Raw genomic sequence first — 24,775 nt, forward strand, 5'->3', positions numbered from 1 at the left:
CTAGTCTCGTAATTTCTTACCTGTTAAATACAAGAATATATTTTCTAGATTCGGTTCTACGATTTCTGCTGAAATAATTTGAACATTTAATGCGGTCACACCTTGGATGAGCCAACTTAGTAATTGCTGAGGGTGTTCATCAAATAATTTGATTTGGTTTCCTTGAACCACAATTTCCTTTATCGGGTCATATTCATGTATGTATTGACGCACTCGATCTATTTCGTTTTGTCCATGTTCACATTTGATGGTGAAAATAATCTCTCTTTGATTTTCGACAAGTTCACTTAATTCACGTTGATCCCCCATAGCAATGATAGAGCCATGATCCATAATGGCCATTCTTTCGCATAAATATTCGACTTCCTCCATGTAATGACTAGTATAAATCATTGTCATTCCTTCACTATTTAGCGTTTTGACTGTTTCTAGTATATGATTTCTAGATTGGGGATCTATGCCTACAGTGGGCTCATCCATGATTAATAGTTTCGGGCGGTGCAAAATGGCACATCCGATATTCACTCTTCTTTTCATCCCTCCTGAGAATACTTTCACTTTATCATTTGCTCTATCTTCAAGACCGATTAACTCAAGCGTTTCTTGTACTCTGCTTTTTAACTTCTTTCCTTTAAGACCGTACATTCTCCCCCAAAACATTAAATTTTCCTTTGCTGACAAATGTAAATATAAAGCGATCTCTTGCGGAACAATGCCAATCAATTGCTGCGCATGTTTTGTTTCTTTGTTTAAATCTTTACCTCCAATCGTCACAGTGCCGCTTGCTGCACGAATAAGCCCTGTCATAATGCCAATTAATGTAGATTTCCCTGCACCATTTGGTCCTAATAACCCAAATGATTCTCCTTTTTTTAACTGAAAGGACACCCCTTTTAGTACCTGTTTATCCTCATAATTTTTTTTGATGTCATTTACTATAAGCAATCGATTTCTCTCCCCTATTCTTCCTATAGTCAAGCGGAATATATGGTATGACCTTCAACTAAAGAGTAATATTTCCAATTCATTCATTTTAACATGTTACAAAATGCAGGAGAATAGTACAGGTCTGTTTAAATTTGAAAACACAAAAAAACTTACAGGATCTGCTCTCCTGTAAGTTTTTCTCCAGCTTATTTTAAATGGATCACTATTTTGAAACCATCCCATGCGGGTCAATCACAAATTTCTTTGCCACACCCGAATCAAAATCACTATATCCTTTAGGGGCTTGATCAAGGTTAATGACGGTTGCATTGACGGCTTTGGCGATTTGTGCCCTTCCGCTTAAAATGGATTTCATGAGACTGCGGTGATATTGCATGACAGGGGTTTGGCCTGTCACAAAGGTATGCGCTTTGGCCCAGCCAAGTCCAATTCGTACTTTAAGAGAACCGACTTTTGCATCCTCATCCACTGCACCTGGATCTTCTGTGACGTAAAGCCCTGGGATTCCAAGTTTACCGCCAACTTTTGTAATATCCATAATGGTATTTAAAACGGTCGCAGGTGCTTCTCCCTGATCTCCATGACCTGAAGCTTCAAAGCCGACACAATCGACGGCACAGTCGACTTCTGGCTCTCCTAAAATATTCGTGATTTGTTCGGCGATTCGATCATGCTTTCGTAAATTGATCGTCTCGCAGCCAAAGCTTCTGGCCTGCTCCAGCCTTTGCTCATTCAGATCGCCAACGATCACAGCAGAGGCGCCAAGGAGCTGAGCGGAATGTGCTGCTGCAAGACCTACTGGCCCTGCACCAGCAATATATACGGTAGAGCCCGGCTTTACTCCAGCCGTATAAGCACCATGAAAACCTGTCGGGAAAATATCAGAAAGCATCGTCAAATCCAGTATTTTTTCCATTGCCTGATCTTTGTCCGGGAATTTGAGCAGCTGGAAATCTGCATATGGAACCATGACGTACTCGGATTGACCGCCAACCCAGCCGCCCATATCCACATATCCATAGGCGGAGCCAGGACGATCCGGGTTTACATTTAAGCACACATGGGTTTTTTGTTCCTTACACATGACGCAGCGTCCGCAAGCAATATTAAACGGAACTGACACGAGATCACCTTTTTGAATAAACTCCACATCTCGTCCAACCTCAACGACTTCACCTGTAATTTCATGACCAAGGACAAGTCCCTCAGGCGCAGTGGTACGCCCTCTCACCATGTGCTGGTCACTTCCGCAAATGTTAGTCGTCACCACTTTTAAAATGACGCCATGCTCACATTTGCGCCCAACATTGGCTTTAGGTACACCCGGGCCATCCTTTAAGACCAAATCAGGGTATCCAATATCCTCAACTGCTACATTTCCTGCCCCTTTATAAACGACACCTTTGTTTCCCGACATGTTTCCATTCCTCCCTTTTTGTTTAAAAATGAAGCCTCTACAATTTTCTCTATTTCTCGAGCAATTCCCTTCTTCAAACCGCACATTGACTCAAAAAGAAAGAACCAAATGTCTATCAGGGAGAGAAAGATGTATCTTCCAGTCAAATAAAAAAGAAAATATTGAAAAAATAGCTAAACTTTTGCAGAACGGTGTCGATATAAGGAATAAGCCAGACAGGTATCCTTAATCGACAAACAAATTCCTTATATATACTATCATTCCTTACACACCTGGCTGGCCCCTATATATGAAATGAATGCAAAAGGCTCAGGCTCTTCTCATGAAGAGCCTTTATTTGTTGACACTGTCGCCTTCACACGCAAAGAGGCTCCTCTGACGAAGAGCCTCTTTTTTGAGTGCTTGTTCATTACCTGGGAAATATTTTCATCATTTTAAGGCTTTGATACAGATGTATGTATCATAGTGATAAACCGAGACGTCTCTAAAATGATACGCTGAAAATAGGCGGCTGATCTCTTGTTCACTGTACGATGATAAAGACTGTGACCGTTTTTGTTCCTTCATCAGCTCCTGTTTTTGAAAAGATAAGAATACTTCTCCATCCACTTGAAGGACGCGGTACACTTCCTTCATCACCTGTTCGATATCCGGCAAGTAATAAATGGTCTGCACCGTAAATAATTTATTGAATGATCTGTCTTCAAAAGGTAAATGCTCAGCCTTACCAAAAGTAATGACGGCTTTGTCCTGTTCCACAAGCTTCTTATTTTTTCTTTTTGCATATTTGATCATATGACGAGAGGCGTCCACTCCGTACACTTTTCCTCGGTCGAGTTTTTCTGCTACTTTTGATAATGTCATGCCTCTTCCGGTACCGATTTCTAAAATTCGGTCATTTTCTTGTATATTTAAGAGTTGAATCGTCCATTGATTGATATTATGATGATTTTTTTCCATATAGCGGGCAACCCATTTTGAGAACAAGCCTTTTGGTTCTCTCATTTGTTTTCCAATCCAGCTTTGAATCAATGTTAACACCTGCTTTACACCAGTAAATAAAACTATTTACGAATTTTCTTACTTTTCATATCGGTTCTCACCTAACAAAAGTTAAGACCTAGTCCTAATTTATTTGTCCTTTATTAGACGGCACCTTTTCAGAAAATGTTTCGCATGACTTAAAAAATATTTGATGGAATAGGCGTTTTCATTAATTGTGCAAAGATTGATTTCGTTTTCTGCATGAGCTGCATATTTTATGAATGTATCTTGATTAGATAAAGGTGGTGCTAGATTATGGGCTTTGGCGGTTATTCTGGAGGCAACTGCGGTGGCTACGGTGGCGGTTTTGCAGGCGGATTCGCATTGCTTGTTGTACTCTTCATTTTGTTGATCATCATCGGTGCAAGCTGGATTTGCTAATGTAAAAGGAGCAGGAAACAATGACGTTTCCTGCTCCTTTTCTTTAATACCAATAAGTTGGATAATGGTAATTGTACATATAGCGTCTGAGCATTTCTTGTTGCTCTCTTTGCATTCGGTATGGATTGCCGTACCCGTGCTTTAAGGAATGCGGAATGGACGCATACCCGTGCCCCACTGACGGAAACCTCATATATGGTGACATCGACATTCATTGATCACCTCACAATCTCCTTTTACGGTTATCATATGTGCAGGTGATCAATGTGGAGCGTGTCTAAACCTGGTCCTTCTCCCTTGTATAACAATCAAGCATTGCAAGCATCATAAACATGTCAATCTCCTCCTTTTCATCTTTTTTCTTTTCCTTTTAGTTCATATACTTTAGTTGTTTCTGCTTCATTTCTTCATAAAAAGTTTCGACTTGCTGTTCATAAAGAACGGTTTCAATGTCTTTGTATTTACGCTGAATCGTCAATGTAATAAAAAATAAATGGATTGTCATCTACGCTCACCTCCCTTCAGTTCGCAACACGCGAAATAGCCCGCAGATCTTCTTTATCAGTTGACCTGCGGGCACACAAAAATGCAGATCAAAAGACAGTGTCTTTCAACCTGCGATGGATGATGCGTGAAAAATCCTCGTTTACTTAAACAGTTTTGAAGCGTGCACCGTAATAGGTAAAGGAAGGACACGAGCTCTTCCACAGGCTGATGACATGATGAAATTGTTTGTTGAATTGATCACAAGTAGATACGAATAACATATTCTTCAGCCTCCTTTACATTTTTTAATTACTTTGTAAGTATATCCAGCAAGCACCATTTTGTAAACCTGTTTTTAGTCATTTAGGTGTTTTTTGTGTTTTTAACTAAATTTCTACAGTCATTGTTGTCCGTTTGTCCAATCAATAAAAAAGCCCCCTCATCACATGAGGAGACTTTTCGAATTAATCTTCATCTAGTTCTTGTAGTTTCTTTTGAAAAAAGATCGCACGTTTTACACAAAGAAAAGCTGCTAATAAGAACATACAATCTACTGCCATCATCAGCATTTTTGGAGATGCTTCGATGTGCTGGTTAGGTAAGATCGTACCAATATATAAAAAGGTGCTGACAGCAAGCAAAATAAAAGCGTACTGCTTGTAATCTGTCACTAAACCACTCCACTTTTTCTTCACTTGTTTCACCTTCCCGTATTCAATGTCTATTCATAGCTTAACATAGTGAAAGAAAGTGAGGAGCATGTAAATCTATCCATTCGCTAGTGCGTCAAGCCCTTGTTCGATATCATGCAGTAAATCATCAACATCTTCAATGCCGACTGAAATACGAATTAAACCATCTGTGATGCCAAGCTCTTCTCGTCGATCTTTTGGAATGGACGCATGGGTCATTCGAGCAGGGACAGAAATTAAGCTTTCAACCGCTCCAAGGCTTTCTGCTATTGTAAACAGCTTAAGCTGGCTTAAAAACACATCGACATTTTCTTCTTTTCCAATATCAAAAGAGATCATTCCGCCGAAGCCTGTCGCTTGTGCTTTCGCCAGTTCATGACCTGGCTGAGTGCTCAGACCTGGATAATAGACACGTGTGATCGCTGGATGTTGTTCTAAAAATTCGGCGATTTTCTGCGCATTTTGTTGATGTGCTTCCATTCTTAGTCCAAGCGTTTTCATCCCTCTCATGAGAAGCCACGAATCCTGCGGTCCAAGAATACCACCTGTCGAGTTTTGAACAAAGTGCAGTTCTTCTCCAAGCTCTTTCGTTGCTGTCACAACAAGTCCGCCCACAACATCACTATGGCCGCCTAAATATTTTGTGGCACTGTGCAGGACAATGTCAGCCCCATATTCAATTGGCTTTTGGACATACGGCGTGAAAAATGTATTATCCACAATCATCAAAATGTTGGCTTCTTTTGTGATGTGGCTGATGGCTTTTAGATCGGTCATTTTGAGTAAAGGATTAGTCGGCGATTCAATGTAAACGGCTTTTGTTTCAGGTAAAATCGCTTTTTTCACCGCTTCAGGATCACTTGTATCAACAAAGGTAGCCTCAATGCCAATACGATTGAGCACCTTCGTGATCACGCGGTAGGTCCCGCCGTACACGTCGTCTGTCAGAACAATATGATCCCCGCTGTTAAACAGCATCATCACTGCTGTAATAGCAGCCATCCCGGAACCGAATGCGTAGCCGTTTGCTCCTCCTTCAAGTTCACTTATGACTGTTTCCAGTGCTGTTCTTGTTGGGTTCGCTGTTCTGGAATATTCATATCCTGTATGTTCGCCTGCTTTCGGCTGCTTATAGGTGCTCACTTGGTAAATGGGTACAGACACGGCGCCTGTTTTTTCATCACCAGTTGTTCCGCTGTGAATCATCATTGTTTTTGGTTTCATTCTATTTTCCTCCCTCATAAATTCCTTTACTTAAATACCGCTCACTGCTGTCAGGAAAAATGGTGACAATGACTGTGCCAGGTGCTGCCTTTTTGGCTTCCTCTAAAGCGGCAAATAACGCGGCGCCAGAAGAGCTTCCGAGCAGAACGCCTTCTTTTTCAGCGGCTTCTTTCACCATTCGAAAAGCATCATCATCACTGACGGTGTAAATCTCATCAAATAAAGACGATTCCATATAATCTGGAATAAATTCAAGGCCAATTCCTTCCGTTCTATGCGGGCCCGGCTTTCCTCCATTTAAAATCGAGCCTTCTGGTTCCACAACAACCGTTTTTAACGCCTTATGTTGCTCTTTTAAATAGGCGGCACATCCTTGAAAAGTCCCTCCAGATCCCGCTCCTGCCACGAAAACATCTATGTTCCCTTGTAAGTCAGACCATAATTCTGGACCGAGCGTTCTGTAGTAAGTCAATGGATTTACTTGGTTTTTAAATTGTAAAACGCAATAGGCATTGTCAAGGCTGGCCTCTAGTTCAAGTGCTCGATCGATCGCACCTTTCATGCCCTCTTTTCTTGGTGTATGAATAATCTCTGCACCAAGCGCCTTCATCAGTTGTTGTTTTTCTTGACTAAAATGTTCTGGTACACAAAAAATGGTGCGCAATTGATGCTTCCTTGCACTGAGGGCCAGCCCGATTCCCGTGTTTCCAGCAGTCGCTTCAATAATGGTTCCGCCTAGCCGCAGTTTGCCAGATGCCAACGCTTCTCTAATCAGCATGTCACCTAATCGGTCTTTAATACTTCCACCTGGATTCATCATTTCAAGCTTTGCATACACATCAACACCTGCCGGGACGCCAATCCCTGACAGCTTTAAAAGTGGTGTGTGACCAATTAATTCTGTAATATCCTTTATGACAGCCATATGTTTCCCTTCCTTTGCATGGAAAAGAAGGGGGAAACCCCTTCTTTTATTGTGTTTGCTTTATCATACGCAGGACAAGGTCTGTTGAGTGAATCGCTGCTTGCTCAAGAAATTGATCAAAGGAGATATTGGATTCTTTCCCCGCAATATCCGATAGCGCTCGAACGACAACAAATGGCGTTCCAAAGAGCTGGCATACTTGTGCAACGGCCGCTGCCTCCATTTCCACCGCATATAGCTCTGGAAACTTCTCTCTCACAAACGCTACTCGATTCGGATCATTCATAAACGAATCTCCTGTTGCAATCGTTCCTTTTGCCACTTGAATATGATCGATCTCTAAAGCAGATTCCTCTGCCAGTTTCACAAGCTTTTCATCTGCGACAAAAGCAGCTGGCAATCCTGGCACTTGTCCGTATTCGTAATCAAAGATGGTGACATCTACATCATGATGTCTGACATCTGTAGATATGACAATATCACCTACATTTAATGAGTGATGGAAACCGCCAGCAGATCCAGTATTGATCACATAATCTGGCTGAAAGCGGTCAAGCAGAAGTGTTGTGCTGACCGCCGCATTCACTTTTCCAATCCCTGATTTTAATAAAATCACTTCTTTATCTTCATAAACACCTGTTGTAAATTCACACCCAGCGATGTTTTCTTGTGCTGCATTCTTTAGTTGATCTCTTAAAATCGTGACTTCTTCTTCCATTGCACCTATTACTGCGATTTTCAAATCAAAAACATCCTTTCATTCCCTTTTCTTCGCCTCTACGATCCAAACAAAATCATTCATTTGATGAAAGAATGTGCTAAAACCTTCTTCTTCGAAGATTTGCTTTAACACATCAATGGATGGATAGTATTCCGTTTCTAAATCCTCTGCAAGCTGGTCGAATCCAGCGGCTTTGGCTTTGTCGATTTCAGCTTGATGTGCTGCTTGATTTTGAAACATTGTATCAGCAAAGACTATTTTACCACCTGAGTGAAGGAAGTTGCCATAGGTGTGAATGGCTTGTTTTTTTTCTTCGTCCGTTAAATGGTGGAAAGCATATGAGCTGACGATCGTATCCGGCTCAAATGGTGGCGCTGGAAACGATAAAAAGTCCCCATCATGAAACACATTTGGTACTCCTTTTTGAAGAGCAGCTTTCTTCATGGCGTCTGATGGTTCAACGCCAAACACGTTCTTATCTGCTGCAATCAGCACCGCTGTTAGATTACCCGTGCCGCTTCCAAACTCAAGGACATATTGACCAGAACGTCGAGCAATCTCTTTTAGAATGACCGGATACCGGCGGAAAACTTCTTCATACTGCTCGTCATGACCACTTACAGTGTCGTCATAAGACTCAGCCCAATGATCAAATAAAGAAAGAAACTCACGCCCCATTTTCTTCCCCTCCACTTTATCTATTTATTCCTATGCGTATAGTATGTTTTATTCCGTCGAACAGTTCCAATCCTACCACAACTTCTGTTTCTTTCCTACTAAAAAATACTGGGAGGGGTAGAAAAATATTTGCCCTTTTGAAAGAGAGAGATTAAGATGAATGAAGAGCATGGAGGGGTGAATGAAATGGATTTTCAACTGGATTTTTTAAAGGACAAAATTGAATTTTTTGAGGCAGCGTCTTTAAAAGAGCTTGAACAAAAGATCCAAAAATAAATTGAACATAATCAGGCGATCCTGCTAACCGTTCATTCAGTGAGTCATCAAACAACTGTGATCGATGACCGGATTTTGTATACAGCGGTTGTTCATTTTAAAGCGAATGTCTAAATAAAAAAGAAGACAAAAGGCTAAAAATAAAGATCATTTTAGCCCTTTGTCCACAATCTGAGATAGCATGTCTGCTATCTTTTTTTCATGTTTATTTTAATTTTTCAACCTTCACAGGTTTCCAGCCTTTTTCATCCACCCACGTAATTTCCACGCGGTAGCGTTCACCCGTTGATTTATCACGGATGGTTCCCTTTGCATCTTGAGGTCCTCCGTTATTTCCTAACCAAAGAACAGTCATTTGATCCTCTGAAATTCCTGTCGCATAAGACATGGCTTTGATCATTTCTTTCCAGTCTTTTGAGTTAGAATTATAGGTCGCTGTATGTGAACCGGATTGCTCTGTTCCTACAGGCTCCCAGTCATCGTTTTCGTATGTTTTGTCTACGTCACTCGTTTTACCGCCGTCTGTTTCTTTGGCGTCTTTTAACGCATCTTTGCTCGGCTCGTTTTCATCATCCGTTTTCTTTGTATCGTCGTCTTGATCGGATGAGTCATCTTTTTTCGCATCTGAATCATCGGATGTATCTTTCTTTTGATCTTTCACATCTTCTTCTGAGTTTTGTTTATTTTCACTCGATGCAGGTGCCGTTTTCGATGGTTCTTTTGCTACATCTGTATCTTTCGGTTTATTAAAAATTAACAAACTCGATGCGACAACCAAAATAAGCACTACAACAATACCAATTAATATGTTAAGCACCATATTCGCCTTTCTGCGCTTATCACGATGTTCAAATCGAGAATTTCTACTCAAAATCTCTGCACTCCTTTGCCTCTGTTCCCTAAGTCGTTACTATTCTAACATGACATGAAGGGATGTTCTATGTCTGTTTCTTTTCAATTTCATTGACCTTTTTTACAATATCATAAAACGCATCATTTGTCTTAGCCCGGCCACTTGTCTCGTCAAGGTGAACAACGACAAGGGCGTATTTTGGTTTTTCCACCGGAAAGTATCCAGCAAACCACTTATGATAAAGTGGATTCCCCTTTTTGTCTTTACTGCCGGTTTGAGCAGTGCCTGATTTCCCCGCCATATCGAATGGCAAATCTTGAAACCTTCTTCCTGTTCCTTTGTCAGACGTCACCACCTGCCTTAAGTACTTTTGCAACTTTTGAGCTGTATAGCGGTCAATGCTGTCTTCTTCAGATCGTTTGTTTTGAAAGGATAGCATCGTTGTTCCGTTTTGATACAGCACTTTATCTGCAATTCTCACTTCTTTTCGTTCTCCGCCTCTTGCGATCGTTGCCATCATATTGGCGATTTGCAAAGGAGTCGTTTTGACATTTTTTTGACCTATCGCTGTTTGCGCAATGGCTTTTTTAACATGCTTGTCTCTTTTATCTCCCCACACACTGCCTGTTTCTTCACGATCAAACTGTTTGAATTGCTGCTTATGGTATACATCCCCTTCCCAGCCAGCTCGATCAATGAGTCCAAGCTTTGAAGCCGTCTTTTCGATGATTTGATCATCTGTTTGGATGAGCTGACCGGCGAGTGTTGCAAAGGTATAATTACAGCTTTGCGCAAAGCTCTCAGACAGATTCAGCACTTCCTGTTTTCCTTCTGGCTCTCCATATAAATTCTTTCGACAGTCATACATGGTTTGTGGCTGGTCGAGGTTTTTTTCGATCGCTGCGGCAAGCACAACGGTTTTAAATACAGAGCCTGGTGCAAGGGCTGTCAGCATGTAATTCCTTGCTTCATGCCGGTTTTTGCTTGTGACATTCGGAGCACTCGCCATGGCCAGCACACTGCTGTTTTGAATATCGAGCAGAACAGCTCCGCCTTTTTCGACGCCTTGTTCTTTGAGAACCTTCTCCATTTCGGCTTGCATGTCTTCATCCATTGTTGTCTGAACCTGAAGTGGATAAAACGAATGAGCTTCTGCTGTATATTTGACGTCCATCCCAAACAAAGGGTTTCCCCTTCCGTCCACATGATATAACAATTTTGTGTCTTGTTCGGGTAATAAAAATTCGTCAAAGGTACTTTCCAGCCCGAATGTGCCAATTTCTGTTTGGATTGAAAGCTCTTTTTTATCAGGATAACGCTTTCTCAGTAATTCTGGATTCTCGCTTGTGAAACCTAATGTGTGGAGGGCAAGTCTTTTTTTGTCCTTCTCTTTCATATATACGCCGTAAACACCTGAATATTTCATATCATTGATGTCTTTCAGCTTTTTTTTCGTCATGTCCTCTTTTAGAATAAGAGGTTTGTTGGTTTCTGTTAGCTGTTTTTTGAGTTCGTTTTCTTCCATTTCAAGAATAGAGGCGGTTTGCTTTAAGTGAGGAAGATCATATTGCAAGAAAGGAAATAAGATGACCGCTGGCTGTTCTTTTGTGAGAAGTGCTTGGCCGTTTCGATCTAAAAACTCGCCGCGTCCATCTGAAATGACCACTTCTTCTGTTCGCTGTCTGACACTTTCTTGTATCAAATTGATATCCAGCTTTGAAAAAGATTCTGTGAAAAACAGCTGAATTTCTGCCAGTCTGATAAGTAGACCGAGCAGCAGCATAAAAATAATGGCACCTGTCCATTGAATTCTTCTTTTTTTGCGCATAAAAACACCTCGTCCCTATTGTGGACGAGGTGTTTATCGTATAAACGTGATTATGAAATTTTTACAATTTGGACGAACATTTCTCCGCCAGGTGTTTGAACGGTTACTTTGTCATCTACTTGTTTGCCTAATAGGCTTTTTGCAATTGGTGAGTCGTTTGAAATCTTTCCTTCAAACGGATCAGCTTCTGCACTTCCAACAATCGTATAAGATTCTTCTTCTCCGTCCGGTAATTCAACGAATGTCACCGTTTTACCAAGTGAGACAACATTTGAGTTCCCCTCATCTTCGATAATTTTGGCATTGCGAATCATATTATCAAGCGTTGTGATACGACCTTCCACAAACGCTTGCTCCTCTTTAGCAGAATCATATTCCGAGTTTTCAGAGAGGTCACCAAAGCTTCTAGCGATTTTAATACGCTCTACAACCTCTTTACGTTTAACCGTTTTCAAATATTCAAGCTCTTCTTCTAGTTTATGCTTTCCTTCTTCTGTCATTGGAAATACTTTCTCGTGTGCCATGAATCATTCACTCCTTCTATTAATCCTCATCATACAAGCTTTCTGCACGTGAGTGACGACTGAAATATACAAGAATGAGGACATGTGCAGGCCCTCATTCCTTCTGTCCCATATTCGTAAAAGTCCATCTTACATGGCGTCCCTTTTAGATGCAACTATTATGCCTTTTATTTTGGCAGGACCACTAGCGGTTTAAAGATAATTTATCTTCATCGCACAAACTGTGGAAAGGCACAGGAAGCTCCTGTACCTCGTTCGGCCATTTCGATCATATGTAGAAGAATAGCTTATCCATTCTTCATATTTCAATACATAATATGGTCAGTGTACGATATGTCTATGCTATATTATTACAAAATTGCATTTTGATCAAGAATTGTTTGAAAATTTGTGATGATTTGTTTCTCGTTTTTTTAATATACTTTTACAACTTCATTCTTTCACTATATGATGGTGATTTTTCCACTTCTGCTTTTCTTCATTGTTTTTCTATCATATCAAATCTTTCATTCAATGTTTTACTTCTCAAAATGCTCAAGTATCATCTACCACTAGAAATAAGTGAAATATTGGTTTTCAATGATCATGATGCTGAAAAGACCTTTACATTGTAAAGGCCTCTTCACCATTTATTCTCCGCGGTTTTGAAGAATCGTTTGAATTTTTGTTACCATTAAATCGATCGCTACATGGTTTTGACCGCCTTCTGGGATGATGATATCGGCGTAACGCTTTGTCGGTTCAATGAATTGATTATGCATTGGTCTCACAACAGATACATATTGTTCGATCACGGAATCGATCGAACGGCCTCTTTCCTTCGTATCACGTAAAATACGGCGAATGATTCGCAGATCTGCATCTGTATCCACATACAGTTTAATATCCATTAAGTCTCTAAGACGTTCATCTTCTAGTGCAAAGATGCCTTCAACGATGATGACATCCTTTGGTTCAACATGTACCGTCTCTTCTGAACGTGTATTTAGTTTAAAATCATAAATTGGTTTTTCAATGGATTCGTATCTTAGCAGCTGTTCCAAATGCTCAAACATGAGATCATTGTCGAATGCAAGCGGATGATCATAGTTCGTGAGCAGGCGCTCTTCAAATGGCATATGACTTTGATTTTTGTAATATAAATCTTGCTGAAGCATGAGGATGGAATGTCCTTTAAATTTTTCATAGATCGAATTGGTGACGCTCGTTTTCCCTGAACCCGAGCCGCCAGCAATTCCGATCACAACTGGTTTTCTCCTCATGGGCCTGTTATTTCCCCTTTCTCATCATGTTGCTAGGGTATACTTTTTGATCAAGCTTAAATTTCACAATTTGCAGCGGATGACGAGCGGCATCTAGCTCATTTCCTTTTTCATCCCAAATCGTCTCAATTTTGCATGTGAAATTCTCAATTTCTGGTCCGAAGAATTCGACTTCATCGCCTGCTTTAAAGAAGTTACGCTGTTGCAATGTCACGATATGTTCTTTTTCATCATAATGAAGAACGAGACCAGCGAAATCAAATGTCGTTTTCTTTCCATGAATGCCAAACATTTGTTCATCCGTTCCCGGTACGCCTTCGAAAAAGGCTGGCGCTGTGTCACGGTTTGCACATTTATCTAATTCATCTAACCATTCCTGCTGAATGACAAAATGATCTGGATCTGCACAATAGGCATCGATGACTTTACGATACACACTCACGACAGTCGCCACATAATGAATCGATTTCATCCGTCCTTCGATCTTTAAGCTGTCAATCCCCATTTCGATCATTTGAGGAATGGATTCGACAAGCTTTAAGTCTTTTGGACTCATCGCAAATGGTGCATCTTCTTCACCGAATAATGGTGCTTCCTCAGAACCTTCTAGTTTATAAAGATCATAATCCCAGCGGCAAGACTGACAGCAGCCTCCGCGGTTAGAATCTCTCGCGGTCATATGGTTACTAAGCACGCAGCGGCCAGAGTAAGCAATACACATCGCGCCGTGAATGAACGTTTCGATTTCTATATCGACCTTTTCTTTCATTTCTCTAATTTCTAGCGCACTTGTTTCACGTGCAAGCACCACACGCTCAAGCCCTTCTTCCTTCCAAAACTGAACAGCTTTCCAATTTGAAAGAGATTGCTGCGTGCTTAAGTGAACTTCCAGCTTTGGCGCCACACGTTTACATGTTTCAATGATCAGCGGATCAGCCACAATTATTCCCGCTACACCAGCGCCTTCAATCCCTTGAAGGTATTCCTCTAGCCCGTCCATGTTTTCATTGTGGGCAAAGATATTTGTTGTCACATAAATTCGTGCGCCGTATTTGTTTGCAAATGCGACGCCTTCTGCCATTTCTTCAATTGAAAAGTTATCTGCATTTGAGCGAAGTCCAAACTCTTTCCCGCCAATAAAGACGGCGTCTGCTCCGTAATGTACAGCAATTTTCAGCTTTTCCAGGTTCCCTGCTGGTGCAAGCAGTTCTGGTTTTTTTGTAATGACACGTTTTCCATCAATCATTTCAGAAATACCATCCTTTAAAAGTGCCATTTCCTCTGCCTCCTCTTATGTTAATAAACCGTTTCTTTAAAGAAGAATCCTGTATCAATCGAACGATTGACTGGCTGAATGTCTTCAATCTGCTTCACCCAATCATCTTTCTGATCTTCATAAGCCTCTTTGTCAGTCGTTAGCAAATCAATTGCTTTTCTATATAGAGACGTCACCTCTGTCATATAAGAAAGTGACTTTAAAATTCCGTCAATTTTAAAAGAGTCAACACCTGCGTCGACAAACTCCTCTAATTCATCAATCATACACACATCATTTGGACTCATAATATGAGTGCCGTTTGCATCCTCGAAAATAGGGTATTTGTTTTGACGCTCTTGGTCATGAAGGAATAGTCCTTCCCCCATATGACTGCCTTCCACGTCCATTTGTTTGCCCTGGTATTCAAAGTAGTTGCCGATGAGCGTACGTTTCGATTGGAACATACATGTCATGCCATGGACTTGAATTTCGATCTCCACCTCAGCATTTTCTTTGATGTCGATCACACTGTCCATATTCAGCTCTTTGGCAAGAACAGCACGCGTTGCACCTTTTCTGCCCCAGTAGTTACAAGTGTAATAGTTTGTCCCAGTCGTTTCTGTACTCCAGTGAAGATTCAGGCTGACCCCTGTTTCCTTTGCGGCCATGATCACTGCTGGGTCTCCAAAGACGACACCATCCACGTTTAATGCATCGAGAAAGGTTAAATAATCTCCAAGCAGCTGAACACGGTCATTATGAAAAATCGCATTCATGGCCACATACACTTTTTTGTGATGTGCATGTGCAAGCTGAACCGTTTGTTTCACATCTTCTCTTGAAAACTCGCCTGCAAGGCGAATGCCGTATGTCTGTTCGCCTATTAAAAATGCGTCAGCTCCCGCCTCGATTAATGGCAGTACGTCTGACACTTTGCTTGGCGTCACAAGCAATTCTGGTTTTTTCATGATTGGTCACCTCTTTTTGTACTAATGGCGATCCCATCTCCAACTGGAATGATACATGTTTGGAAGTCAGGATTTGACATCAGCCATTGATTGTATCGATCAATTTTTCCAATTAATTGTTTTTTTCGTTTATCTTCAATTTCTTCTTCATAATTTGTCGCGACTAAGCCTTTGAATAATACATTGTCTGTAATAATCATTCCGTCATGAGCCAGCATCGGTTCAAACAGCTCAAAAAAGCGTTTATACTGCCCTTTTGCGGCATCAATGAAGATCACATCATAGGGCGCCATCGTTTGGACTGTTTTAGCCGATTCCATGGCATCACCAAAGAACACGTGTATTCTTTCTTTTAATTTTAATTCCTCAATGTTCCGTGTCGCTTCTTCATAGCGTTTCGCATTCCGCTCAATCGTGTAAATCTCAGCATCTGGAAGAGCTGTCGCCATTCTAATCGCCGAATAGCCAATTGCTGTCCCAACCTCAAGAATTTTCTTCGGCTTTTTCATAGAAAGCAGCTGAAGTAAAAGTTCGATGCTCACCTTTTCCATGATTGGCACATGATGCTCTTTTGCATATATCTCTAATTGAGCGATTGCATCAGGACTTGGTTGAATTAAATGTTCAATATAATCATTTATTTGATCATCTTCGATAGTCATTATATGTCTAGCTCCTTCATGACCTGAAAAAGAAGAGTCCTGCCTATTGCAGCTCTCTTTCTCGTCAATCAATCTTTCGTTCATCTAAGTAAAAACAACCCGATATATTTTACCACAAAGAAGTGGTAATTGCGAACCTATAAAATGGATATTTCAACGAAAAAAACTGCAGGCAATCTGGCTATTGTCTACAGTCTTTTCCGTTTCACATGTGCGTTAATTGCTGCCTGTGATGTATTTCGCTTTCGCTTTATTGTGCTCATTTAACGTTTTCGTAAAGACGACTTCTCCATTTTTCTTCGCAAGGAAGTAAACAAAATCCGTTTTCTCTGGATGCAGTGCTGCTTTCCATGAAGATTCACCAGCATTTGCAATTGGACCAGGTGGCAGCCCTTTGTTGATATACGTATTATACGGAGATTTCACCTTTAAGTCTTTGTAATAGACACGGGATTTATGCTCACCAAGTGCATAAAGAACTGTTGGGTCTGTTTGGAGCGGCATGTCCTTTTTCAACCGGTTATAAAACACACTTGAAATTTTTGACCGATCCGTCTTTTCCGTTGCTTCCATTTCAATCAGTGATGCCATTGTTAACACATCGTGTATGGACATGTTTCTCTTTTTCATGTCTTTTTCATATGTTTTCACATATTGATCCGTGTGTTTAATCATTGTATCAATGATCGTTTCGAGTGATTCATCCTCACGATAAAATGGATACGTAGCAGGGAATAAATATCCCTCTAACGGATGTTTGACCTGTTTTCCATCAACCTGTGATGTCACCGTTTTCGGATATTTTTTCATTAACTTTTGAATAAAAGCTGGATCATCCAGCTTCGCTTCAACTTCCTTCGCTGAAAAATTCGTCTGGTTGGCAATGATCGTTGCAATATCAGACAGCTGTTTTCCTTCAGGAATCACAAGCTGAAAGGCGTAATCTGTGCCGCCAGATGTCAGCTTTTGAATGAGCTGGCCCGCGTCCATTGTTTGTTTTAAATGAAAGTATCCTGCTTTAAAGCCGGAAGCTTTTTTGTATTTTGCATAGTAAGTGAAAATGGTGTCATTCGAAATAAGCCCATTTTCTTTTAGGATGCCCGCAATCGCACGGACAGAAGTCCCATTTGGAATATGAATATTAATTGTTTGTTTGCTTTTTTGATCGACCGGTCCGAGTGCTGATTTAACATATAAAAAGCCTGATAATGCTGCAATGATGATTACAGCAAGTACAGATAACAGGACGATCCCCTTTTTTCTTTTAAAAAATGGTCGTTTCTTTTGTTCTGAAAACATGCATGGCCCTCCTCACATCTAGCCTTTATAGTACATGATTCGACGGAGTTCGGCAATTACTTGCCCATGCATCTCATGACAGAACTTGACATAATACGGCTAAACCAACACCACCGCCACTGCCAATGGCAGCCATGACATAGCTTCCTTTCGGTAAGGCGTGAGCTTCGTAAAATAACCTCACCATCATAGAAGCTCCCGATGCGCTGTACGGATGCCCAAGACAAAGTGCACCGCCTCTTCTGTTGATCCGGTCATAAGGTATTCCTAGCGTCCGAGCAATCAGCGCCACTTTCAGCGCAAACGCTTCATTGATTTCAAACAGCGCCACGTCCTCTATCTTCATCTGTTCCTTATGTAAGAGTTTCTTGATCGCATCAATGGGTGAAGCAGCAGGAAAATGCGGATGCATCGCAGTCACAGCACTTCCGACATACCGTAACTTAGGCTTTAAGCCTTTGGCCTCTGCTTCCGCTCTTTCCATCACAACGACTGCGGCTGCGCCGTCGGCTTCCTTGCAGCTATTGGTAACGGTCACAGTTCCTTCTGATAAAAAGACAGGCTTTGCCCGCTTAATCAGCCTTGCGATCGGTCTTATTTTAGCGGCCGCTTCATCTGTGCTCAGCCCGTCAATCGGAACAATTTCTTCTGAATACGTTCCTTGTTTGAATGCCTCTATACTTCTTTCCCAGCTTAAAAGCGCATAGTCATCTTGTTCTCTTCTCGTGACAGAAAATCTTGATGCGGTCAGCTCTGCTGCTTCTCCCATATGCGGATCTCCTATCCACTCCGGTGAAAAGCGGGCTCTTTCTTTCATTGGTGATCTGGAAATGCTCTCAGTCCCGCCAGCAATATACATCGATCCCTCCCCCGATTGAACCATGATGCAAGCCGTCCTGATCGCTTCAAGACCAGAGGCACACTGCCTGTCAATGGTCATGCCGGGAATGTGCAGAGAAAGCCCTGCTTCTAATGAGGACAGACGAGCAATGTTTCCGCCACCCCCTACCACATTGCCTAAAATCACGTCATCTGGCTTCATCATCTGGGACAAATGCTGAATAAGGGGTGCCGCTAAATGCTCTGGGCGATAATCCTTCAGCATCCCGTTTTTGTCACCGAAGGGTGTTCGTTTTGCTTCCACTATGACTGCTTGCATGACAATTGATCCTCCGCCCACTTTTTCATGCTGGCACGAGCGATTTTCCCGCCGGATGTTTCGATCATTTGGTCAATGACAAGCCATTTTTTTGGTATCTTATAAGTCGCCAGTTTTTCTTTGGCTGCTTGCCGAATGGTCTTTGTCTGCTGTACTTGTTCAATAATGGCAACAGGGATTTCACCCCAATATGGATCAGGAAGGCCTATTACGATCGACCGTTTCACCTCTGGCTGTTCATTTAGCACCCGCTCAATTTCCTCTGGAAAAATATTCAGCCCTCCATAGACGATCATGCCATTCTCACGGCCGCTCATATACAAATACCCATCTTCGTCCAGCCACCCCATATCATAGACCGTCAGCCACTCCTCTGGCTGTTTTTCCTCGTGTAAGTAACCTGAAAAAGACATCGGGCTTTTTACATAAATTCTCCCTGTTTCATTTGGCTGACAGACGGTTTGATCTGCTCGTCTCACTTCCACTTGAATCGTAGAGAAAGGCCGTCCAACAGAAGTAGGTTTTTGCAGAAAATCGTTTGAAGATAAATAGGAGACAAAACTCAACTCTGATGTTCCATAAAAATCAAAAAATGTGACATGGGGATCGTTGGTTACTAGCTGTTTTTTTGAAGAGATTCCCCAATCCGCCCCAGAGGATATGACGAGAAGCGGAGTATCTCCGAAAGCATCAATTTGCAATAATGATTCTGTCATGATAGGGACAGTATAAACAGCAGTGATGTCTCTCCTTTCTAAGGCTGTCTTTCCTTTCTCTGGCGTAAATTTTTCTAATAGCGTCACCGTGCCGCCAAAGTATAGTGTACTGATGGCACCATATAAAAAATGAGAGGATAAGAGTGTGCCTAAAATGAGAACATGATCTTGATGAGTGATCCCAAATTCAGAGGCCGTCATTCGAAAGCTCTCGATCCATGAATCCTGACGCCTCATAAAGGCTTTGGGTGAACCCGTTGATCCTGAAGTAAACCCCATATAAAAGGCAGGATCTTCCTCGGTATCGTGTTTGTTAGATTGAACGTGTGTGATAAGGCTCATTCTTTCTTTCCATTCAGATAAAGAAAGAACAAGCATGTCTACCTTGTTCTTTTCAAATCTTCTCATATATCGATCCTCAATAATGACGAGATCTGCTTCACTTAACAAGAGCTTTTCTACACATTCTTCATGACTCCATCTCGGATCAAGAGGAACGGCTGTCCACCCTGCGCAAGCCGCTCCAGCAAATATTTGTAGAAAAGAAGCACCATTTGTTACTAAAAAAGCGACTCTTTTTTGCTGATGAGCCGTTCCATTTAGCCACTGTGCTGATGTCTGCACACGCTCATGCCAATCTTGATAAGTGATGCTCTCTTGTTCATCTATGATGGCGATATGATCTGGCTTCATTTTTGCATGTCCTGCATAGCTTTCAGTTATTCTAATCAAACCGCTCGCCTCCCTTTATGTATGTCCCTTTTTCGATATGACATTGCTTGGATGATTTTCATCGTGAAGACGGCACACATTCCAGCTTTGATGAGATCACCTGGGATATAAATCAAACTGAGCAGAGCTGCCTGTGTGACCTTTATATGCATCATCATGGCTTGAAAAGGAATGCCGCATACATACAGAATCCCGATACTGCATACCGCATAGATCATAAAAAGACGCAGAGCGGTCACTTTTTTCAGCCGGTTCAGCCACAGGCTGATCATAAAGGCAGCCACTGGATAAGCAAGTAAAAAACCACCGCTTGGTCCAAAAAAGACCCCAATCCCGCCTCTTCCTCCAGATAAAAGAGGTGCGCCTGCTGCCACAATCAGGAGAAAAAGAAGTAAACTGATCAGCGCTTGTTTTGGCTTTAACAGCCCCCCAGCAAGCAAAAGACCTGCCGTTTGCAATGTGATTGGTACAGGTGTAAACGTAAGTAATATCGGCGGGATCAACCCTAACATCCCGACGACTGCTGTCATTAACGCCATTTGCATCATATCTTGAATTTTCAACATTCATGCCCCTCACTCGATTCCTTGATAAAAATAGAGTAAAAGCTCGAGTGATTTATGTCAACCTAAAATTAATTCAAGTTAACATATTGCGTAAAAAAGACCTGTGAAAAAAGATCACTTAAGATCATATTCACAGGCCTTTGTTTGTTCTATTCTTCGTCTTCTTGATCTAAGAACGTATTTAACGTTTCTTCGATCATGTCCCACTCTTCATCTGTTTCAATTGGCTCTAGCTCGCCAGCTTCACCGTCCTCGTTCGGTGTGAAGCTTGATGCATGAATTTCAATTTCTTCGTTGTCCTGCTCAGAAATTGGGTAGTAAAGGACATATGACTTGTTAAAATGATCGCTTTCAAAAGTAAATAGTACTTCGCAAAGCTGTTCATTTCCATTATCATCAACGATTGTAATTTGCTTTTCTCCGTGTTCCATTTGATTCACCTCATTTTAATTTAAACTGTCTAAGTACCCTTGCAGGATCATGACAGCCGCCATTTTATCAATGACTTTTTTACGCTTTTGTCTGCTCACATCTGCAGAGATGAGCATTTTTTCCGCTGCCATTGTCGACAGACGCTCGTCCCAAAGCACAACAGGAACATTGTACGTGTTTTCTAACACTTTCGCAAATGATTGGCTGGCTTCGCCTCTAGGACCGACCGTACCATTCATATTCTTTGGAAAGCCAAGTACGATTTTATCCGCTCCGTATTGCGCAATGATCTCAGACAGGCGGCTGAGACCAAAGTCTCCGCCAGCTTCATTAATTTTAATTGTTTCAATCCCTTGCGCTGTCCATCCCATTTCATCACTGATCGCAACACCAAGGGTTTTCGTGCCTAAATCTAAGCCTAAAATTCTCATGTTTTACGCCTCTTTATGTGTCTCTAAGTACGATTTAACCAATTCCTCAATTAATTCGTCTCGTTCTAGTTTACGAATTAGGTTGCGTGCATCCTGATGTCTTGGAATATATGCAGGGTCGCCTGACAGCAAGTATCCAACAATTTGATTGATCGGGTTATATCCTTTTTCTTGGAGTGCGTCATAGACTGTAATGAGTACTTCATTCACATTGGTTTCAGCTGAATCATCAGAGAAGTTAAACTTCATTGTCTTATCAAATGAACTCACTGCTTCTTGCACCTCTCTTCCAACATTCTACTAGCAAGCTTTTTTCTAACCGCTCATCTAATACCATTATTCTACACTACATTGCCTGATTATAAAACGGATTTGACAGATTCTTCGACAATTGCCAGTGCTTCTTCAAGTTTTTCTGGTTGTTTCCCGCCTGCTTGCGCCATGTCTGGACGTCCGCCTCCGCCCCCGCCGCAGATTTCAGCTGCCTGCTTGACAAGCTTCCCTGCATGAAGACCTTTTTCGATAACGTCTTTTGTCACTCCTGCTGAAATGTTTACTTTTCCATTTTGAACGGCTCCGAGCACAATGACAGCTGACCCTAATTTGGCTTTTAAATCATCTACCATTGTTCTTAAATGGTTCATGTCTTTGGCGTTTACTTTTTCTGTTAACACTTTCACTCCGCCAATGTCTTTGACTTTTTCTAAAATAGAGCCTGCTTCGGCCTGACTTAGTTTCGCAAGAAGAGATTCGTTTTCTCTTTGAACCTCTTTTAAATCTGCCTGCAATGAAGCGATGCGTTTTGGTACATCTTTCGTATTTGACTTAAGCTCACTAGCTGCCTGCTCTAAAATGGCCAGCTGGTCATTTAATTCTTCGTAGGCACCTTTACCAGTCACAGCCTCAATACGGCGTGTTCCAGCACCAATACCCGATTCAGACGCAATTTTAAACAAACCGATTTCCGCAGTATTTTGAACGTGACAGCCGCCGCATAGCTCGATGCTGTAATCGCCTACCTGGACAACGCGGACAATATCGCCATACTTCTCGCCAAACAGCGCCATTGCGCCCATTTCTTTTGCTTCAGCGATCGGTTTTAGGTCAATGGCAACAGAAATGCCTTCCCAAATCTTTTCGTTGACGATTTTTTCAATCTGTGACAATTCTTCTTTTGTCACTTGTCCAAAATGAGAGAAATCAAAGCGAAGTCTGTTTTCGTTCACCAGCGAGCCTGCTTGGTTGACGTGGCTGCCTAATACATCTTTTAGCGCCTGATGCAAGAGATGCGTCGCTGTATGGTTTTTCACAATGCCTTTTCGAAGAGCTGATTCCACTTCAGCAGTCACTTCAAGTCCTTTTTGAGCCGTACCGCTTACAACCACTCCTTCATGGACATGCTGACCATTTGGCGCCTTTTTCACATCTTTGATTTCAATGATGGCTTCTGCGCTTTTTAATGTCCCTTTATCGGCTACTTGTCCACCGCTTTCAGCATAGAAAGGTGTTTCATCTAATAAGATTTGCACCGTTTCTCCTTCATGTGCTTCCGCGACAATTTCACCATTTTGAAGCAATTCAATAATGCGGGATGCCGCAGTTAAATTTTCGTATCCAACGAAGGTACTCTCTACTTTAATATCACCTAGAGCCCCGCCTTGAACCTGCATACTGCCGACATCCTGTCTCGCATTTCTTGCACGTTCACGCTGCTTCTCCATCTCCGTCTGGAAGCCTTCTCGATCGACTGTCATGTTCTCGTCTTCTGCATATTCTTCTGTCAGCTCGACAGGGAATCCGTACGTGTCATACAGCTTAAATACATCTTCGCCTGAAATCTGTGAGCTGCCATTGTCTCTTTCTTTTTTGATCACTTCTGACAAAATGGCTAGCCCTTCATTCAGTGTTTCATGGAAACGTTCTTCCTCGTTTTTGATTACTTTCGCAATAAATTCTTCTTTTGCTTGTACATCTGGATAGAAATCCTTCATAATCTCAGCAACAACTGGCACTAGATCATACATAAATGGACGGTGAATATGGATCGTTTTTGCATAACGCACGGCACGGCGCAGCAAGCGTCTTAACACATATCCGCGGCCTTCATTGGAAGGAAGCGCTCCGTCACTTACGGCAAAGGCAACAGTCCGGATGTGGTCAGCAATGACTTTAAATGCTGTATCCTTTTCCTTCGTCTCCCCATAGCTTTCTCCAGAGATGGTTTCTACAGCACGAATCATCGGCATGAATAAATCTGTATCAAAGTTCGTCGGTACGTTTTGAATGACAGATACCATTCGTTCAAGACCCATCCCTGTATCAATGTTTTTCTTCGGCAGTGGTGTGTATGTACCATCTGGATTATGGTTGAATTCAGAGAACACAAGATTCCATACTTCTAGATAACGCTCATTTTCCCCGCCTGGATATAATTCTGGATCGTTCAAGTCGTGACCGTATGCTTCGCCGCGGTCATAGAAAATTTCTGTATTCGGTCCACTCGGCCCCTCGCCAATATCCCAGAAGTTGCCTTCAAGGCGAATAATTCGTTCTTCAGGTACACCAATTTTATCTCTCCAAAGAATATACGCTTCTTCGTCCTCTGGATGTACAGTGACAGATAACAAATTCGGATCAAAGCCAATCCACTCGTCACTCGTTAAGAATTCCCAAGCCCAATCAATGGCCTCTTCTTTAAAATAGTCACCAATAGAGAAGTTGCCAAGCATTTCAAAGAACGTATGATGGCGGGCTGTTTTCCCAACATTCTCGATATCATTCGTACGAATAGATTTTTGCGCGTTACAAATACGCGGATTGTCAGGAACCACGCGGCCATCAAAGTATTTCTTTAATGTCGCGACCCCGCTGTTAATCCATAAAAGTGTTGGATCATCGTGCGGTACGAGGGACGCACTCGGTTCTACAGCATGTCCTTTTTCTTTAAAAAAGTCTAAAAACATTTGACGTACTTGAGCTGAAGTTAAAGTTTTCATTCAAAAATCCTCCCTTTTCATTTCATCAATCTCCACACAAACGAAAACATCCCGCCCTATGCAAGCATAAAACTACTTACACAGGGACGAGATGTTCTCGCGGTACCACCCTGATTATAGACATGGTTCGTCTATCACCTTCACATCCGATAACGCCGGAAGAGAGCGGCAGTGTTTATCTGCACTCAGGACTAGCTTCCATTAAAGGTCTGATAAGGCTTTTCTCAGCAAAATAAAGCCTCTCTCTGCAACAGCTTTTTAACGTACTCGGGTCCATCATTGAATTCAATATGTATG

At 41.8% G+C, this 24,775-nt stretch carries 26 protein-coding genes, 1 pseudogene and 1 other annotated feature; of the genes and pseudogenes, 2 read left to right on the forward strand and 25 right to left on the reverse strand.

The window, feature by feature from the left end; translation table 11 throughout:
- From ACSLGF_RS09370 to ACSLGF_RS09380, 3 genes are all read right to left on the reverse strand, one after another.
- Nucleotides 1-945, reverse strand: a complete 945-nt coding sequence (locus ACSLGF_RS09370) for an ABC transporter ATP-binding protein (protein ID WP_456004659.1) — start codon at nucleotides 943-945, stop codon at nucleotides 1-3.
- Between the two features lie 205 nt (nucleotides 946-1,150).
- Nucleotides 1,151-2,365 carry a formaldehyde dehydrogenase, glutathione-independent gene (gene fdhA, locus ACSLGF_RS09375; protein ID WP_456004662.1) on the reverse strand — a complete coding sequence of 405 codons (1,215 nt, stop codon included), beginning with the start codon at nucleotides 2,363-2,365 and terminating at the stop codon, nucleotides 1,151-1,153.
- 429 nt (nucleotides 2,366-2,794) lie between these two features.
- Nucleotides 2,795-3,397: a class I SAM-dependent methyltransferase gene (locus tag ACSLGF_RS09380; RefSeq protein ID WP_456004665.1), complete on the reverse strand. Its 603-nt coding sequence runs from the start codon at nucleotides 3,395-3,397 to the stop codon at nucleotides 2,795-2,797.
- Nucleotides 3,398-3,664: 267 nt separating this feature from the next.
- Here ACSLGF_RS09380 and ACSLGF_RS09385 point away from each other — a divergent pair, with 267 nt between their 5' ends.
- Nucleotides 3,665-3,790, forward strand: a complete 126-nt coding sequence (locus ACSLGF_RS09385) for a YjcZ family sporulation protein (protein WP_099727727.1) — start codon at nucleotides 3,665-3,667, stop codon at nucleotides 3,788-3,790.
- A gap of 43 nt (nucleotides 3,791-3,833) precedes the next feature.
- Here ACSLGF_RS09385 and ACSLGF_RS09390 read toward each other — a convergent pair whose 3' ends face one another.
- The 7 genes from ACSLGF_RS09390 to ACSLGF_RS09420 form a co-directional block, all read right to left on the reverse strand.
- Complete coding sequence (locus tag ACSLGF_RS09390) at nucleotides 3,834-4,001, reverse strand: hypothetical protein (RefSeq protein WP_456004667.1); 168 nt, start codon at nucleotides 3,999-4,001, stop codon at nucleotides 3,834-3,836.
- Between the two features lie 159 nt (nucleotides 4,002-4,160).
- On the reverse strand, nucleotides 4,161-4,295 hold the full coding sequence (locus ACSLGF_RS09395; RefSeq protein WP_008342648.1) for a YrzI family small protein: 135 nt from the start codon (nucleotides 4,293-4,295) through the stop codon (nucleotides 4,161-4,163).
- 445 nt (nucleotides 4,296-4,740) lie between these two features.
- On the reverse strand, nucleotides 4,741-4,971 hold the full coding sequence (locus ACSLGF_RS09400; protein ID WP_099727728.1) for a YrhC family protein: 231 nt from the start codon (nucleotides 4,969-4,971) through the stop codon (nucleotides 4,741-4,743).
- Nucleotides 4,972-5,043: 72 nt separating this feature from the next.
- Nucleotides 5,044-6,192: a bifunctional cystathionine gamma-lyase/homocysteine desulfhydrase gene (locus ACSLGF_RS09405; protein ID WP_456004670.1), complete on the reverse strand. Its 1,149-nt coding sequence runs from the start codon at nucleotides 6,190-6,192 to the stop codon at nucleotides 5,044-5,046.
- Between the two features lies 1 nt (nucleotide 6,193).
- On the reverse strand, nucleotides 6,194-7,117 hold the full coding sequence (locus ACSLGF_RS09410; RefSeq protein WP_456004672.1) for a PLP-dependent cysteine synthase family protein: 924 nt from the start codon (nucleotides 7,115-7,117) through the stop codon (nucleotides 6,194-6,196).
- 46 nt (nucleotides 7,118-7,163) lie between these two features.
- Complete coding sequence (gene mtnN / locus ACSLGF_RS09415) at nucleotides 7,164-7,859, reverse strand: 5'-methylthioadenosine/S-adenosylhomocysteine nucleosidase (RefSeq protein WP_099727731.1); 696 nt, start codon at nucleotides 7,857-7,859, stop codon at nucleotides 7,164-7,166.
- A 15-nt stretch (nucleotides 7,860-7,874) separates the two neighbouring features.
- Entirely contained in the window at nucleotides 7,875-8,516 is a 642-nt protein-coding gene (locus ACSLGF_RS09420) for a class I SAM-dependent DNA methyltransferase (protein WP_456004675.1), read from the reverse strand.
- Nucleotides 8,517-8,702: 186 nt separating this feature from the next.
- Between ACSLGF_RS09420 and ACSLGF_RS09425 the strand changes: the two are divergent.
- Nucleotides 8,703-8,906: pseudogene (locus tag ACSLGF_RS09425) on the forward strand (DUF2536 family protein).
- A gap of 91 nt (nucleotides 8,907-8,997) precedes the next feature.
- Here ACSLGF_RS09425 and ACSLGF_RS09430 read toward each other — a convergent pair.
- The 15 genes from ACSLGF_RS09430 to alaS all read right to left on the reverse strand — a co-directional run bounded on the left by ACSLGF_RS09430 (nucleotide 8,998) and on the right by alaS (nucleotide 24,478).
- Entirely contained in the window at nucleotides 8,998-9,663 is a 666-nt protein-coding gene (locus ACSLGF_RS09430; protein WP_456004678.1) for a YrrS family protein, read from the reverse strand.
- A gap of 67 nt (nucleotides 9,664-9,730) precedes the next feature.
- Nucleotides 9,731-11,473 (reverse strand): peptidoglycan D,D-transpeptidase FtsI family protein, encoded by a 1,743-nt coding sequence (locus ACSLGF_RS09435; RefSeq protein ID WP_456004680.1) that lies wholly within the window; start codon nucleotides 11,471-11,473, stop codon nucleotides 9,731-9,733.
- 50 nt (nucleotides 11,474-11,523) lie between these two features.
- Nucleotides 11,524-11,997: a transcription elongation factor GreA gene (gene greA, locus ACSLGF_RS09440; protein WP_412855453.1), complete on the reverse strand. Its 474-nt coding sequence runs from the start codon at nucleotides 11,995-11,997 to the stop codon at nucleotides 11,524-11,526.
- A gap of 629 nt (nucleotides 11,998-12,626) precedes the next feature.
- Complete coding sequence (udk, locus tag ACSLGF_RS09445; RefSeq protein ID WP_099727736.1) at nucleotides 12,627-13,259, reverse strand: uridine kinase; 633 nt, start codon at nucleotides 13,257-13,259, stop codon at nucleotides 12,627-12,629.
- 7 nt (nucleotides 13,260-13,266) lie between these two features.
- The gene (locus ACSLGF_RS09450) at nucleotides 13,267-14,535 is read right to left on the reverse strand and encodes a peptidase U32 family protein (protein ID WP_367307807.1); all 1,269 of its coding nucleotides are present in this window, start codon (nucleotides 14,533-14,535) and stop codon (nucleotides 13,267-13,269) included.
- Nucleotides 14,536-14,555: 20 nt separating this feature from the next.
- Nucleotides 14,556-15,485 (reverse strand): peptidase U32 family protein, encoded by a 930-nt coding sequence (locus ACSLGF_RS09455; RefSeq protein ID WP_099727738.1) that lies wholly within the window; start codon nucleotides 15,483-15,485, stop codon nucleotides 14,556-14,558.
- Entirely contained in the window at nucleotides 15,482-16,147 is a 666-nt protein-coding gene (locus ACSLGF_RS09460) for an O-methyltransferase (RefSeq protein WP_099727739.1), read from the reverse strand. The genes ACSLGF_RS09455 and ACSLGF_RS09460 overlap by 4 nt, the downstream gene beginning before the upstream one ends.
- Before the next feature lie 216 nt (nucleotides 16,148-16,363).
- On the reverse strand, nucleotides 16,364-17,446 hold the full coding sequence (mltG, locus tag ACSLGF_RS09465) for an endolytic transglycosylase MltG (RefSeq protein ID WP_099727740.1): 1,083 nt from the start codon (nucleotides 17,444-17,446) through the stop codon (nucleotides 16,364-16,366).
- Nucleotides 17,447-17,519: 73 nt separating this feature from the next.
- Nucleotides 17,520-18,605 carry an acetyl-CoA C-acyltransferase gene (locus ACSLGF_RS09470; RefSeq protein ID WP_456004684.1) on the reverse strand — a complete coding sequence of 362 codons (1,086 nt, stop codon included), beginning with the start codon at nucleotides 18,603-18,605 and terminating at the stop codon, nucleotides 17,520-17,522.
- Entirely contained in the window at nucleotides 18,590-20,050 is a 1,461-nt protein-coding gene (locus ACSLGF_RS09475; protein WP_456004768.1) for an acyl-CoA synthetase, read from the reverse strand. Before ACSLGF_RS09475 ends, ACSLGF_RS09470 begins: the two co-directional genes overlap by 16 nt.
- A complete protein-coding gene (locus tag ACSLGF_RS09480; protein WP_230030503.1) occupies nucleotides 20,050-20,619 on the reverse strand; it encodes a biotin transporter BioY in 570 nt (189 codons plus the stop codon). Before ACSLGF_RS09480 ends, ACSLGF_RS09475 begins: the two co-directional genes overlap by 1 nt.
- 149 nt (nucleotides 20,620-20,768) lie before the next feature.
- A complete protein-coding gene (locus tag ACSLGF_RS09485) occupies nucleotides 20,769-21,050 on the reverse strand; it encodes a DUF1292 domain-containing protein (protein WP_456004687.1) in 282 nt (93 codons plus the stop codon).
- 15 nt (nucleotides 21,051-21,065) lie between these two features.
- Nucleotides 21,066-21,482 carry a Holliday junction resolvase RuvX gene (gene ruvX / locus ACSLGF_RS09490; protein WP_099727745.1) on the reverse strand — a complete coding sequence of 139 codons (417 nt, stop codon included), beginning with the start codon at nucleotides 21,480-21,482 and terminating at the stop codon, nucleotides 21,066-21,068.
- 3 nt (nucleotides 21,483-21,485) lie between these two features.
- Nucleotides 21,486-21,752, reverse strand: coding sequence for an IreB family regulatory phosphoprotein (locus tag ACSLGF_RS09495; RefSeq protein WP_024718370.1), 267 nt, complete (start codon nucleotides 21,750-21,752; stop codon nucleotides 21,486-21,488).
- An 89-nt stretch (nucleotides 21,753-21,841) separates the two neighbouring features.
- A complete protein-coding gene (gene alaS, locus ACSLGF_RS09500; protein ID WP_456004690.1) occupies nucleotides 21,842-24,478 on the reverse strand; it encodes an alanine--tRNA ligase in 2,637 nt (878 codons plus the stop codon).
- A gap of 79 nt (nucleotides 24,479-24,557) precedes the next feature.
- Nucleotides 24,558-24,767 (reverse strand) — a binding site (T-box leader).
- Nucleotides 24,768-24,775 lie beyond the last annotated feature (8 nt).

The organism is Bacillus sp. A015 (assembly GCF_053851875.1).

Excerpts from the sequence above, each read along its gene's own strand:
- ACSLGF_RS09435 (WP_456004680.1), bottom strand. The coding sequence starts at position 11,473 with ATGCGCAAAAAAAGAAGAATTCAATGGACAGGTGCCATTATTTTTATG.
- mltG (WP_099727740.1), bottom strand. The coding sequence starts at position 17,446 with ATGTTTTCAGAACAAAAGAAACGACCATTTTTTAAAAGAAAAAAGGGG.
- ACSLGF_RS09410 (WP_456004672.1), bottom strand. The coding sequence starts at position 7,117 with ATGGCTGTCATAAAGGATATTACAGAATTAATTGGTCACACACCACTT.
- ACSLGF_RS09455 (WP_099727738.1), bottom strand. The coding sequence starts at position 15,485 with ATGAAAAAACCAGAATTGCTTGTGACGCCAAGCAAAGTGTCAGACGTA.
- ACSLGF_RS09385 (WP_099727727.1), top strand. The coding sequence starts at position 3,665 with ATGGGCTTTGGCGGTTATTCTGGAGGCAACTGCGGTGGCTACGGTGGC.
- ACSLGF_RS09460 (WP_099727739.1), bottom strand. The coding sequence starts at position 16,147 with ATGACTATCGAAGATGATCAAATAAATGATTATATTGAACATTTAATT.
- ACSLGF_RS09470 (WP_456004684.1), bottom strand. The coding sequence starts at position 18,605 with ATGCAAGCAGTCATAGTGGAAGCAAAACGAACACCCTTCGGTGACAAA.
- ACSLGF_RS09390 (WP_456004667.1), bottom strand. The coding sequence starts at position 4,001 with ATGTCGATGTCACCATATATGAGGTTTCCGTCAGTGGGGCACGGGTAT.
- greA (WP_412855453.1), bottom strand. The coding sequence starts at position 11,997 with ATGGCACACGAGAAAGTATTTCCAATGACAGAAGAAGGAAAGCATAAA.
- ACSLGF_RS09395 (WP_008342648.1), bottom strand. The coding sequence starts at position 4,295 with ATGACAATCCATTTATTTTTTATTACATTGACGATTCAGCGTAAATAC.
- ACSLGF_RS09450 (WP_367307807.1), bottom strand. The coding sequence starts at position 14,535 with ATGGCACTTTTAAAGGATGGTATTTCTGAAATGATTGATGGAAAACGT.
- udk (WP_099727736.1), bottom strand. The coding sequence starts at position 13,259 with ATGAGGAGAAAACCAGTTGTGATCGGAATTGCTGGCGGCTCGGGTTCA.
- fdhA (WP_456004662.1), bottom strand. The coding sequence starts at position 2,365 with ATGTCGGGAAACAAAGGTGTCGTTTATAAAGGGGCAGGAAATGTAGCA.
- ACSLGF_RS09420 (WP_456004675.1), bottom strand. The coding sequence starts at position 8,516 with ATGGGGCGTGAGTTTCTTTCTTTATTTGATCATTGGGCTGAGTCTTAT.
- ACSLGF_RS09485 (WP_456004687.1), bottom strand. The coding sequence starts at position 21,050 with ATGGAACACGGAGAAAAGCAAATTACAATCGTTGATGATAATGGAAAT.
- alaS (WP_456004690.1), bottom strand. The coding sequence starts at position 24,478 with ATGAAAACTTTAACTTCAGCTCAAGTACGTCAAATGTTTTTAGACTTT.
- ruvX (WP_099727745.1), bottom strand. The coding sequence starts at position 21,482 with ATGAGAATTTTAGGCTTAGATTTAGGCACGAAAACCCTTGGTGTTGCG.
- ACSLGF_RS09405 (WP_456004670.1), bottom strand. The coding sequence starts at position 6,192 with ATGAAACCAAAAACAATGATGATTCACAGCGGAACAACTGGTGATGAA.
- ACSLGF_RS09480 (WP_230030503.1), bottom strand. The coding sequence starts at position 20,619 with ATGTTGAAAATTCAAGATATGATGCAAATGGCGTTAATGACAGCAGTC.